Genomic DNA, 13,269 nt, shown 5'->3' on the forward strand with positions numbered 1-13,269 from the left:
CTTCAAAGCCCCTGCCGCGTCAAGCCGCGCCATAGCCCCCAGGGGGGCGGGTCGCTCGTCGGCGAGACCTGCCTGACCGCCGCCAGCCGCCCCGCGATCAGCGCGATCGCGATGCTCGGCAGCGCCATCAGCATGTGATGCGAGGTGGCCGCCGCGATGAAGGTCATCGGCTGGCCCATCACCGGCAGCAGGCCGAGCGCATTGCCCCAGGAAATGCCCCAGTGCAGCGCGAAGATCGTCGCGATGCCGACGAGCACGATCGCCATGCCCCGGCGGGCGCCCTCCTGCGCCGAGCCTTGCGCCCGCTCGCGCATCAGCGAGGCGGCGAGCGCCAGCAGCCCGAGCGTCGTCACCACCTGAGCCAGCAGCAGGGCAAGGCCCGCCGGCAGGCCGAAGCGCACCAGCAGGAAGGTGGCGATGAAGTCGTTCTGCACGACCGGCACCCGCACGAGGTCGCTGACCGTGAAGCGCGCCCGCGCCTCGGGATCGGCGTCCTCGCCCTTGCGCTCGGCGATCGGCCCTTCGCGTGAGCCCGGCAGCATGGCGCAGAGCGAGAGCGGCGACGGCCCGAGCCGGTCGATCGTCTCGCGCAACTCGCCCGGCGCCCGGTCGAGGCCGAGATCGAGCCTCGCCAGCGTGCAGGGCATCTCGGCCAGAGCCACCTTCGACTGCAGCAGCTGGAAGCCGAGATCGCGATGGATCACGTCGGGATCGCGTTTGGCCTCCAGATCCACGGGGCGCAGGCTCTTGTGGTCGAGATCGTACCAGGTCAGCAGCCGCTCGGCCGGCACCCGGAACGGGCCGCCGCGCGCCTTCTCCAGCAGGTCGATCGCCGCGACGCGCTCCTTGGGCAGGCTCCATTGGCCCGAGATCGAATAGGTGACGAGGCCGGGGAAGGCGTAGATCAGCGCGGCATTGATCCCGAGCAGGATGACCAGAACCAGCGCCAGCACGCCGCCGCGCGGCCAGCCGAGCTTGCGCGTCAGGCGCTGCGGCGCGTCGGAGCGGCGCAGATAGATCCGCATCATCGCCATCAGCCGGCGCAGCGTGCTCGGCAGCAGGAAGGCGAAGGCGAGCACCACCGAGGTCACGATGATGATCAGCGCCGGCGAGTAGTCGCTCTTCAGGAACGGGATCGCCGTCAGGAAGACGATGAAGACCAGCACGGTCGCAAGGCTGACGCTGAGCCAGGAGATGTAGTGGCGCTGGTTGTAGAAGAATTCGATCCGCGAGAAGCCAAGAAAGATATGCGCCAGCACCAGCACGAGCGCGATCTTGCCGAGCTCGACGGGCTGGAAACCGGCGACGCCGGTCTCCGTGCCGAGCACGCCCCAGGCGACGAAGGAGAGCAGGATCAGCAGCGCCGGCACCGCCCGCAGCATCTGGTCGCGGAAGCGCGCCCCCATGAAGAAGGAGCGCGGCAGCGCCACGACCGCCCGGTCCGATTGCAGCGCGACCACCACCGCGATCACCGGCACGAGGTCGAAGAAGAGCAGCTTGTTCTTCTCGGCATGGATCGAGAAATCGGTCTTCTCGGCATCGATGCCGAGCGCCAGCAGCGTCAGGCTGCCCAGGCATAAAAGCCCGACCAGCCCGAGCCAGACCAGCCGCGTCGGCGTGGTGAAGCGGGCGCCCAGCATGATCGGCAGCGAAGCGACGGCATAGGCCAGGATCGTCGCGCGCAGGGCCTCCTGATAGGATAGCGAAAGCCCGCCGAGCCGGCTGAGCTCCGGCGCCAGCACCAGGATCGTCGTGGTGGCGATCAGCCCGGCCGAGGACAGCGTCCCGACGAGCCGGACCAGCAGCCCGCTGGAACGATAGGCCGTCGCCTGATGCAGGAGCGAGAGCAGCGCGAAACAGGCGAGCCCCAGCGTCAGCGCCAGCCGCACCACCCGCTCGACCCCGTTGAGCGAGCCGAGCGGATTGCCGATCTCCTCGCGTGACACCGGCTGGCGCTGCGGCGTCGCGACCGGCTTCACCGCCTCGGTCGTCGAGGCCTGGCGCAAGGCGTCGGCCTCTGCGGGATCGAAGCGATGCGTCTTCGAGATCGGCGTCAACGTGATCGGCAGGCGCCCGCCCACCTCGTTGCCGCGCGCGATCGCATAGCGGGTGCGCCCGATGATGAGATGGCTCAGCACGGCGGGGCCGTCGGGATCGAATTCCCAGCCGATATCGCCGAAATCGGTGACGCGGCTGTTGCCGCGCGCGAACACGACGGGTGGGCGCGGCGCATCCACCGCATCGCCCGGCGCGAGGAAGAAGCCGCCGCCGCGCGTGACGATGGTCAAAGCCTTGAACGGCAGCGTTGAGGCGGCGACATGTGCCTCTTCCTTGACCGAGCAGGTCAGCCGCCCGCCGATCTGGACGATGCGATCCTCGCCGCGCTCGCCCGTCGCGATCATCCCCGTCACGACCTGGCGGATCCGGTCGGCCGCGCTGCGCGGCTGGCAGACCGGGAGCGGCTCGCCATTGAGCCGGAGGTCGGCCCCCGTTCCGCCGGCCTCGATCGTCATCACCCGCGCCGGGCCGGGCCGCCCGGCCTCCGACAGCGTCAGTTGCAGGCGGCCGGGCCTCGCCTCGTCGACGGCGATGGCGAAGGCGCCGGCCGCGATCCGGTCTCCGGTCTGGAAGCGCCAGCGCGCCGAAAAGCTGCCCGAGCCATTGGCATAGTCGAGCCAGAGCCGGCGCGTCGCCGCGACATTGCGGATCGTCACCGAGCCGTCGGCCAGCCGGGTGAAGGCAACGTGGCGGACCTCGGCCGCGTCGAAGCGCTGCGGCTGCAACAGCTCGCGCCGACCGATCGCGACCGTTTCGCCGCGCGCCAGAGCGAGATCGAGCCGCTCCAGGCTGACCACCGGCCGCGCCGTGGCAATGAGATTGCCAGTGTTGTGCCACCAGAAGGCGAGCAGCACGGCCACGAGAGCCAGCAGGACGAGCCCGGTCACGGTGCCGCCGGCGGAGCCCATGCGCAGCGACGGCAGGCGTGGCAGCCGCAGGCGCATCGAGCGGCCGAGCCAGTGGCGCAGTGCGACGGCGTCGGTCACTTCTTGTCTCCGAGCGCCGCGACCTTGGCGAGCACGCCCGCCATCAGCCGGCCGCAGGCGCGCCCGCCGGTCTCGCGCGTATGCGAGACAAGGCAGGCGAAGGCGACCCGCCTGCGGCCCGCGACGTCGTTCATCCAGCCGGCGAACCAGGCCGAGTTCATGCCTTCGACCGTGTCGGCGGTGCCGGTCTTGCCGAAGATGCGCCGCCTGATCTCGGGCGGCAGGCTCGCCATCACCCCGGCCGCCGTGCCGCTCGGCGAGTTCACCACGCCGAACAATCCGCGCTGCGCCCCGTCGAGGAAGGGCTCGGCGAGCTTGGGGTCCATGCCCGGAATGACCGGCTGGCCCTCATGCGGCTCGGGCGTCTCCTTGACGTCGGAAACCGGTTTCAGCAGGCGCGGCCGGATCACCTTGCGCGCGCCCAGCGACCCGTAGATCGCCGCCATCGCGACGGGCGTCGCCCGCACGCCCTGGCCGTAGGAGTTGGTCGCGAGGTCGATGCGCCGCGCATTGCGCTTGTCCTCGACCGCGAGATCGATCGGCTCGGCCATCAGCCGCTGGGCGCCGGGCACGATCCCGCGCGTCATGTCGACGCCGGGCTGCGCCAGCTGGCCGGGCTGGCTGATCGGGTAGAGATGCTCGGTCAGGCTCGCCAGCAGCGTGCCGGTGCGCGCAGCCTGCGTCGTCGGCCGCCCGCCGACCTTGCTGCCGTCCATGGTCAGGGCGAGGCCTGCGAACCACAGGTTCGACGACTTGATCAGCGCCTCGCAAAAGCCGATCTGCGCGCCGCGCCCCATATCGGGGCAACCCGTGGCGGAGGGCGCGAGAATGCCGACATTGAAGCCCGCTCCGCCATAGTTCGCGATTGCGACGCCATCGACCGAGAGCCCACCACCGCCCATGCCGAAAATCTGCGCCTGGTTCGCCGGCGGCAGCCGCCCCGTGATGATATCGACGAGGCGCGGCTGCTCCTTGGTCGCCATCACGCCGGCCAGCCCCGTGACGAGCTTGAAGGTCGAGCCCGGCATGGTGTGGACGTCGCCGGCGCGCCAGCCATGGCCGGCGAGCGGGCTGTCGCTGTCGCGCCCGGTCGAGAGCGCCTGGATGTCCCAGCTATGCATGCCCGGCACGAAATCGGGCCAGCTCGCCAGCCCAAGGATCGAGCCCGGCTCGTCGGCCGCATCCATCAGCAGCACGACGGCGCGGCCGTCGCCCTGGTCGGGCGGCTCCTGTTCGGGCGCGAGATTGACCGGCAGCGGGCCGGGCCGGCGCGGCCGCTTGCCGCGCGCGACGCGCTCGCCCATCTGCGCATAGACCGCCTCCTGCACAAGCCGCTGCAAACGCGGCTCGATGGTCAGGACCAAGTCCTCGCGCGTCCGCGCCCGGCCGACGGCAGAGGCCAGCGACCCGACATCGCCGCTGCCATAGCCGATCATCGCCGTCAGCCCGAGTTCGTCCACGAGCGGTGTCGGCACGCCGGAAGGGTCGAGCGCCGGCGAACCGTCGGCGAAGCTGAGCGGCCGCCCGCCGCCGCCGCGCCTTTGCGTCACCGCCCCGCGCCAGCTCAGTTCGCAGTCGAGCTTGGCCTTGGCGCGCTCGCAATTGGCCTCGATATGCGAACTCCGCCACAGCCGGACCTTGCCGTCGGAGGTCTCGACGCCGCTGCCGCCGAGAATGTCGCGCGCGCTCGGCGGCACCGCCTGCACCGGCGAACCCTCGACGACGAGCTCGACCTCGCGGCGGCGCTGGCCCGAAATCGCGAAGCGCCAGCCATGCGGCAGGCCCTGCGAGGCGGCCTCGGCGCAGGAGGCGATCTCGTCGCTGTCGGAGCAAATGCGCTCGGCGGCGATGCTCAGCCCCGCGATCCGGATCGTCTGCTCGTCGCGCCTGGGATCGAGCGCCACCCGCTCGGAGCCTGCGACGATGCGCGCCGCGTCCAGAACCACGTCGACCGTGATCTTGCGTGTCCCGACCGGAAGCCGCGTCGTCAGCGCCAGCCTGTCGTCGCGCTGCCGCAAGGGTCCGAACACGGCCCAGTCCGAGAGCTGGTTGCCGCGCCGCGTCGCGAAATCCGCGAAGTCGCGCGGCGGCGGCACCGCGCCGGGCATGGTGTTCAGCGGCGCGGCGAGATCGGTCGTCTGCGCGACCCGCGCCGTCCAGCTCGACGGCCGGCAGCCGGCGGGAACGACCGGCAGGTCGAGCGGCGTGCCGTCGGCGCAGCGCCGGTCGAGCGCGCGGTCGTCGCGCGCCGCCGCGATCAGGAACGAGTTGTTCCAGGCCAGCATCTCGGAACGGATCTGCTGCCCCGCCGGCAGGTTGCACATCCGGTCGAGCAAAGTGCGCGAGAACGGCTTGGTATCCTGCGCGGTCTTGACCACGAGGCTCGCATCATAGAGCGCCTCGCAGGGCTGCGAGCGGATGACGGGCCCGGCCGGATCGAGCCAGATCACGCCGGACTCGAGCGCCTGCGCGAACAGATCCTCGTTCGAGCGGCTGGTCTCGGTGAAATCCGGCTGCTTGATCCAGAGCCGGCTCGCCGCCAGCTCGCCGATCAGCGCGGCCGACAGCCAGAAGAAGCCGATGATGGTGGCGCCGCCGACTACGAGCGCCAGCAGGCTGCTGCGAAGGCCGCGCAACAAGGGATGATTCATCGCCCGCCCCCCCGCATCTCGACCACCAGGGGTCCGAGCACGAAGGGCGCGCCCGCGGGGATCGTGCTCGTCGCCGCATTCTGCGCCGTCTTGTTGCCGAGCAGCCAGATGTCTCCGGCCGACTGCACCGAAACACCGTCTGGCGCGCCGGCGATGAAGCCGATCGGCATCTGGTCGTAGAGCGCGTCGAGCCGCTCCACCTCGCCTGAGCCGAACTGCACGCGCACGGATTCGCCGATCCAGTCCAGCCCGCCGAAACCGCGCGACGAGCGATCCGGGCCGAAGCCGATCGCGGTCAGGTCCTTCGGCAGGGCGATGTAGCCGAACTCGCTCTCCTCCAGCATCAGCAGCGATCGCCGCCGGTTGTCGAAGCTCAGCGTCCCCGCCCGTATCTCGCCGGACGGCAGGCGGGTGTAGCGCAATTCGCGCCGGTCGTAGCGCCGCGCGTCGCGGCCCTGCACCACGATGCTGTCGCGCGCCTGCAGGATCGCCGAGGAGCGCAGCCGGCCATGCTGGCTCCGGTCGACCCAGTAGCGCGCCATGCGCCGGCCGCCGAAACTCTCGGGGATGGCGAGGCCGACGACGGCCAGATGCGGCCCCTTGGGAATCTGATGGTGCAGGCGCGAGGCGCGTCGGTCGAGGACGACGTCGATCAGCCCCAGCGAGACCCGCCCGGCCTGCGCCCGGATGCCGGTGATCTCGAAGCGCGCATCGACGCCCTGTTCGGGGATCGGCAGCGGCTCGATCTGGATCGCCAGCGCCCGCGCCTCGGCCGTCTGCGGCAGGGCCGTGAGCGAGATCGCGCTACCGCCGTCCCGCGTCCCGGCATCGGTCGGGAAGCGCCCGAGGAAGAAGATCGTGCCCGCCGGAAGGTCGGGATGGACGCAAGGCGTCAGAAGCTCGCTGCGCGAGAACGCGAACCCGGTCTGTCCGGGATAGATCCCGCCCGGCGTCCCAGTGCCGATGGTCGGCTGGCCGACTGCCTCGCCCGAGGGGTCGCGGATCACGACCTCGCCATGGGCGAGCCGGTCGCCCGACGGCGCATGCACGCCATGGCCGAGATAGACCGTGACCGGCGCCTCTGCGTTCAGGCTCTGCTCGACATGAACGCTGACGCCGAGATCGGGATCGATCACGTCGCGAAAGCGCTGCTCGATCCGGTCGGCGAGGAAGCGCCCGAGCTCTTGGGCGCCCGGCAGCGCCTCGGCCGTGAGCACGACCAGAGAGGTGATCGGCACGTCGATCGGCTGCGGGCCGCTGCCGCCATCGACCAGGGCGAGCCCGCGATTGCGGTCGATCAGATCCTCCAGCGAGACGAGCCCCGATTTGCCGGCCTGCCCCGCCTGGACGACGGAAAAGCTCGGCTTGCGCCAGAGCTGCTCGACATTGGGCATCTCGCCGCCGGCTTCGCCCGCCACCGCCCGCAGCGCCACAAGGCGACGCGGATCGTGCATGACGAGGTCCATGAGATCGGGCAAGGCCATGGCGCAGTCAGTCCGCTGTTGAAAGGCGACGGGAGGAGGCGCGTTCGCTCGAAACCGGGCGACCGGCCGCGTTTGCACGCGCCGGAACCGGATTCGAACCGGAGCGGCGCGCCGAGTTCAAGGGGTCAGTACAGGCGCGAGACGCGGTCATGCTCGATCCTCCAGCTACCTTCCCAGTCTTCATCCGCCGCCGTGACGGTGATCTTCCATTGCGAAGGTCCGAGGCTTTCGCTGGCGATCGCGCAGATGCCGAAGCTGCCGAGCCCTTCGCGCGTCGCGTCCACCACCGCCTCCCCCTCCAGCACGATCAGCGGGTCCTCGCCGCCGAGCAGCGGGCGTAGCCGCGCCAGCGCCCTGCCCTGCGGATCGAGCCCCGGCACCGTCCGGACGAACTGGAAGCGCCGGCCGAGATCGGTGCGTGCGCCGAGGCTGGGCGCCGTCTCGTCATGCTCTGCATGAACCCTGTCGCCCGAGCCGATGTCGTAGCCGAGATAGTGAATACGCTCGGCGGCGAATTCAGTGCGCAGCCCGGCCGCGCCGAGATCGCGCATCCTGACCGCCATCGCGGCGATGCCGAGCGGATTGCGATATGTCACGGCGCCGGGTCTTTCGCCCTCCATGCCGATCATCGCCGCGCCGGCGATCACCGCCTTCTTCATCGCCGCCGGGCCGAAGGGCCGCGCGAACGGGAAGGCGCTGTGGCTCGCCGTCGCCTCGCTCGCGATCGCCTCGAACAGAGGCGGCCACAGCGCCGCGCGCCCGCTCGGCACGACGATGAGTTGCGGACGCTTCACCGGATTGGGCGCCGCGGCACGCGCCATGCGCGGCAGCAGCCCACCCAGAACGGCCGCGATCTCGCAGAGCCTTGTCGAGGCCTCGCCGGCCCCGGTCTCGATCGCCTGCCGCGTCAGCCGCAGCACCAGCCGGCGCGTGCCCGCCGCATCCGGGCCGTCCAGCGCCAGCCTCACGCCCGCACTCTCGAGCTCGGCCGCGTAGGGCGAGATTGCGAGAATCGGCTGTCCCTGCGCGACGAACAAACCCCTCGCCTCGCCATCCTCGCGCAGTTCCGCGAGCACCAGATCGAAGCTCTCGCCATCGCCCCAGCGATAGGGCTCGCCCGCCGCCTCGGCCTTCGCGAGCATGCGGGCGGAGAGCGAGGCCTTGGCCGCCTGCACCGAGCGGCGCAGGAAGATCTGCGCGCCCACCGCCGCGCCGTCCTGCAGGCTGCGGGCGCGAATCAGCGAGGTCTCCAGAAAGCTCGGCTGCCAATGCGCCTCCTGCCCGGTCATCGCCTTGTCGATCAGGGTCGCCGCGACCTCGCTCAGCGCCGCATCGATCTGGTCGCCGCCGGCTGGCAGGCCGAAGGTCGCCAGCGTCGTCGCCGTGACGCGCTCGCCCTCGCGCCGCAACCGGGCCAGCGCCACGTCGCTGCCGCCGCCGATGTCGAGCGTCACCAAGAGGGCCTCGCCATGGTCGGGCACGGCCTGCCGCGTCTCCGGCAGGCTGGCGACATAGCGCGTCGCAGCCACCGCCTCCGGCACCGTGACGACGACATCGTCGAAACCGCTCGCGCCGGGAAACAGCCGTTCCAGCTTCTGCGAGAACAGCGCCAGCGCCGCGCCATATCTCACCGCGACCTCCTCGCCGATGCCGCTCGGCCGGCCGATCAGGATGCGCGGCACCACCGGCGCGGGCGCAGGATCGTCGAGGCGCAGGCGATCCTCACCAAGACGCAGGACATAGAGATCGACCAGTTCGTCCAGCACGTCGGCGAAGAGCGGCGCGACCTCGACCGTATTCGTGGCGACGACGCGCCCGCTCCCGGCGTCTAACCGATGCACGGCATCCGTGAGCGCCAGCGAGGTCTCGCCCGAGACCAGCGCGCGCTTCAAGCCGTCCACCCGGCGCGAGCCGCTGGCGAAGGCCTGCGACGGCGGCGCCGGAACCGACACGTCGTAGCGCCGGCCGAAGGCCTGCATCCGGCGAGCGGCGGCGGCGCGATCGGAACCGATCAGCCCGAGATCGGGCAGCGTATCGGGGGCATGATCGGCCCGCAGATGATTGGCCGAATCGAGTCCGACCGGACTGGGGATCAGCGCCGAGGCGCCCGATTCGAGCGTACCCGCCTCGTCATGCTCGGGATCGACATGGCTCGCCAGCCAGGCGCCCAGCGCAAGCTGCCTGATCTCGATCGGGCGGCTCGCCGGGCGCGGCGGCCCTGACCAGATCGAGGTCGCCGACGATCCGAGATCGATGCAGATTGGCAGGCGATGCACGCGCCGCGCATAGGACAACGCCAGCTCCGCCACGGCGAAGGCGCGCCCGGCATCGTCGCCTGCCTTGAATGACACCTCGACCCGGACAGGCAGGCCGAGCCGGTCGACGCCACCGCCCCGGACAAGATCCGACAGGGCCCGGCTCAGCGCCGTCATCGGCACGGTAGCACTGCCATGCCGGCCGAAATCGCCCGCCCTGACGATCTCCAGCGCCAGCGGCACGGGCGGCTCGGCGATCGTCAGGTCCCCCGCCCGGCTGACGATCTCGACGGTCAGCGGCGCCGTCCGCGTCAAAGGCCAGCGCCGCACCGAAATCGCGATGGCGCCGCAGCGCACGATGCCGCTTTCGTCGTCAGGATCGACCTCCGCCGAAAGCCCCGAGGCCAGATCGAACCGTGCCGTCTCGCCGCCGAGCGGACAGGTCAGATCCTGCCCGGCGATCCCGAGCGCGACATCGCCCTCGTTATGGCTGCGGATCGGGACCGAGCGCGCCTCCAGTGGGCTGCGCCAGGGCTTAGCTGCACCAGCCGGATTGGGCTCGGCGCCGTCCTGCGCGAACCATCCGCTCAGCCTTGCGCTCAGCCGCAGCTGGAGCGCGGCGTTGCGGTCGGCCTGCGCCGTCTCGTCGACGAAATCCAGCACGGCGTCGCGATTGACCATCACGTCGAGCCGAACCGTCTCGCCCGCCAGCGCCGCCGCATCCGCGAGCCAGAGCAGATGCCGGCAGCCGCCCGACCCCGTATCCGGATAGCGCCGCAGCGACACCGACGGATCGGCCGGCGCCGCGATGCCGAGCGACAGCGCCCTGGCATCGAGACGGGCGCAGCCGAGTTCGATCGTCAGCCCGCGCCGCGCCTCCAGCACGATATCGGACGGGATGGTCACGGCGAGCTGGCCGAGGCTCATGAGCTTTCCGCTCGAAACCGAATCGAGATCGATCTCGCCCGCCTCGATCCGCCATTCCGGGGCCGAGGCGGCGGCGATAACCGTGACCCGGATGATGCGTTTGGGCGACGCCCGCGCGCCCTGCGGCGTCTGCACGATCGTCGTGAAGGCGATCTCGACGGCGGCGTCGCCATCGCTCGGGCCCTGCGCCCGGAACGCCGCCACGGCCCGCATCACCGCGTCCTGCGCGATGGCCAGCACCAGCCGGTCGCCGGCCTTGGCCGGCAGGGCCTCGACGAGCGCCTTGTCCTGCCGCCACCCGATATCGGTTCCGGCAGCGAGGCCCGCCGCATGGGCGACGAAGGAGACCGTGGCCGAGCGCGCCATGTCGTCGGGCACATCGAAGGCCAGGATATCGATCAGGGCGTCGGCCCTGTCGAGCGCGACCGTCGCGACGAAGCGCGGCAGGCGCGTATCGAGATTATAGCAGGCGACCGGGCTCATCGTCCGTCTTTCGCTCAAGCGGACGAGGCCGGCCGGGCCACGGCGTCTGCCGTTCCCCAGTCGTGATCGCGGCCGGAGACAAGCCCGGCGGCGGCGAGGTAGCGCCCCAGCGTCTCGCCGGTACCGGCGCGAAGCCGCCGATAGGCCGCGCCGAACCCCGCATCGGCATGGTCGGCCAATGCCGCCTGGGCGAACGGGACGGAAGCGAAAACATCGTCGGCCTCGCCCATCGCACGATGCAGCAGGACGAGCCGGCCGTAACCCGCGAGAGCGGCCCGCAGCAAGACGGCCTGCGGTGAAGCCCTGTCTTCGGCGCCCGACAGAGCCTCGATCTCCGCATCGAGCCGGGCCAACGCGGGCGCAAGCGTCTCGATCCGGAGCAGCGTGGCGGCAAGGCCCGCAGTGCTGGCCGCGAACCGCGCCGCACCCGCAAGGGCGTCTCCGCTGCGGCTGGCACGCATTGCCAGCCCGACGCAGCCGGCCTGCGCCTCCCAGCGCTCCAGAAGTACGATCGCGGCAGCCGCGCGGGCGGCGTCCCGCCGCAAACCGGCAAAATGCGCGTGCAGCAGCAGAATTTCGACAGGGCTCAGATCCGCCAGCCGCGCGCCCAACTCCTCGACGAGTTTCTCGGGAGCGCCGGCCTCTCTTGCCTCGCTTTGCAATTCGCTGCGCATCCGGCCCAGCACATCCAGCGCCGGAGCCTGCGGCGTCTGGCGCGCCTCCCGACGCAGATCGGCCAGAAGCGCCTCGAGCTTCGAGACCGGCCGCGCCACCATCCGGCCGCGCACCGCCTCCAGGGCCAGCCCTGTCTCGGCCGCCTCGCCGGCATCGACCCAGCCTTGATGCACGCAGGCCGCCATCTCGTGCAGCAGCCGCGCAGCCTTGCGATCCTGCCCGGCCAGCGCCATCGCCCCCCGGCTGAGAAGCTGCGGCAGCGCTGGGTCGTCGTACCAGGCGAGCAGGGATTCCAGTTCGGCCGCCCGGCCTTCCGCCGGCAAAGGCAGCAGCAGGCGCGCCTTGCACGCCCGCGCCGCAAGGCGCGGCGCGGATAGCGCCCAAAGCAGCGTTGCGATCTGCTCGGCGAGGTTTCGCTCGACCAGTTCCTCGATCCGCGAGGGATCGATGCCGGACGTCTCGACAAGCCCGGCGAGCAGGCCGCCCGCGCGCGCCTGCCGTCGCAGCGAGGCATCGAGACCGGCCAGCTTCCCGCCACGCGGCTCAGCGGCGATGGCACCGGACCAACCCGCGACCATCTCGGTCAGCCTCGTCGCCTCGCTCGCCGGGACCGCCGTCTCCAGCAAGCGGGTCGCGAGCCGGCTCGCGGCCAGCGCAGCGTCGTCCAGCGGCGCGGCCAAGCGGCTCGCGCCGCCCGCCACCAAAGCGCCGGAACTGCGCGCGCCCGTCGTCAGCCCGGTCGAGGCCGAAGGCGCATAGGCCTCGCGCAGCGACATCGCATGGAGCCGCCCGGCTTCGGCACGCACCATGATGGGCGCCCCCGAAATCGACTCACCGTCGTCGCTCCAGAGAAGATTCAGGCGCGGTTGCGCCAGCAGCAGCACCTCGTCGCCCTCGCGCCAATCCGGGATCGCAATCCGCGTCTCGCCCGACTTCGCGCGCAAAAGGCGGAAGCCGCGCCGGAACGCGGCCACTTGCGAAACGCCGGATGCATCGAGAGCGTCCAACTCGGGCGCGACCGTCAGCCCGTCGATCTCAGCCTCAACCGCCAGCCGCAGCTCGGGATCGAGCGCAGCCAGATCTGCCCGCGCCTGCCGCATCGCGACCGCGAGATGCGCCACGAGGACGCCGCTCGCGAGATCGGACACCGACGCATCCTCGCCCCCGAAATCGAGCACGAGCCCGTCGCCGCCCGGTCCGATCGCTCCCGTTACGCGGATTCGCCCCGAGCGGTCGTCGTCGGGATGCAGGAACGGTCCGGCCAGGATTCGATAGGAGCCATCGCTCCCGGGATTCACCCGGTTCAGCCCGAGCGCCACGACGGTGTCCGACGGGGCGAATCCAGCCGAAACGCGCTCCGCCTTGAAGCCCGGCAACCCGGCGCCCTCGCCCGGCAAAGCATGGAGGTGCAGCAGCGCCAGCCCGTCCTGGGCGGCCTCGGCCCGGTCGAGCGTCAGCCGCTCGTCGAGTTGAACCGGGGTCGTATCGAGCCCGCCGGCCGCGGTGACTGTTACCAGATGCACGGCGCGGCAACCTGCCGGCAGCACGCCGATCAGGGTATTGCGGCCATCATCGCCGGCATCGGCCGCCGCGATCAGCGCGACCTCGCCGCCCGGCGTCTCTGCGGCGAGGAAACGCATCGGTGCATTCCCGCCTTCGGGCCAGAGCGCAACGAGATGACGAAAGCCGTCCCAGATGATGGCGACCGGCGCCTCGGAAGGATGCACGGGAACTGGCTCCGAATAGGCGC

5 protein-coding genes are annotated in these 13,269 nt (G+C 71.2%); all 5 read right to left on the reverse strand.

Features of this window, described 5'->3' with window-relative positions; all coding sequences use genetic code 11:
• Positions 1 to 2: 2 nt before the first annotated feature.
• Positions 3 to 3,044, reverse strand: a complete 3,042-nt coding sequence (locus AXW83_RS17100) for an MATE family efflux transporter (RefSeq protein ID WP_066615371.1) — start codon at positions 3,042 to 3,044, stop codon at positions 3 to 5.
• Positions 3,041 to 5,695, reverse strand: a complete 2,655-nt coding sequence (locus AXW83_RS17105; protein WP_066615375.1) for a penicillin-binding transpeptidase domain-containing protein — start codon at positions 5,693 to 5,695, stop codon at positions 3,041 to 3,043. Before AXW83_RS17105 ends, AXW83_RS17100 begins: the two co-directional genes overlap by 4 nt.
• Entirely contained in the window at positions 5,692 to 7,179 is a 1,488-nt protein-coding gene (locus AXW83_RS17110; RefSeq protein WP_066615377.1) for a hypothetical protein, read from the reverse strand. The genes AXW83_RS17105 and AXW83_RS17110 overlap by 4 nt, the downstream gene beginning before the upstream one ends.
• 125 nt (positions 7,180 to 7,304) lie before the next feature.
• Positions 7,305 to 10,844: an acetate and sugar kinases/Hsc70/actin family protein gene (locus tag AXW83_RS17115; RefSeq protein WP_066615379.1), complete on the reverse strand. Its 3,540-nt coding sequence runs from the start codon at positions 10,842 to 10,844 to the stop codon at positions 7,305 to 7,307.
• 14 nt (positions 10,845 to 10,858) lie between these two features.
• A complete protein-coding gene (locus tag AXW83_RS17120) occupies positions 10,859 to 13,246 on the reverse strand; it encodes a hypothetical protein (protein WP_156640153.1) in 2,388 nt (795 codons plus the stop codon).
• Positions 13,247 to 13,269: the final 23 nt, after the last annotated feature.

Origin of the sequence: Bosea sp. PAMC 26642, from assembly GCF_001562255.1 — a bacterium.
In the GTDB taxonomy this organism is placed as follows: domain Bacteria; phylum Pseudomonadota; class Alphaproteobacteria; order Rhizobiales; family Beijerinckiaceae; genus Allobosea.

Bases quoted from the DNA above. Each gene is read 5' to 3' on its own strand.
- AXW83_RS17105 (WP_066615375.1), bottom strand. From the start codon at position 5,695: ATGAATCATCCCTTGTTGCGCGGCCTTCGCAGCAGCCTGCTGGCGCTC.
- AXW83_RS17110 (WP_066615377.1), bottom strand. From the start codon at position 7,179: ATGGCCTTGCCCGATCTCATGGACCTCGTCATGCACGATCCGCGTCGC.
- AXW83_RS17115 (WP_066615379.1), bottom strand. From the start codon at position 10,844: ATGAGCCCGGTCGCCTGCTATAATCTCGATACGCGCCTGCCGCGCTTC.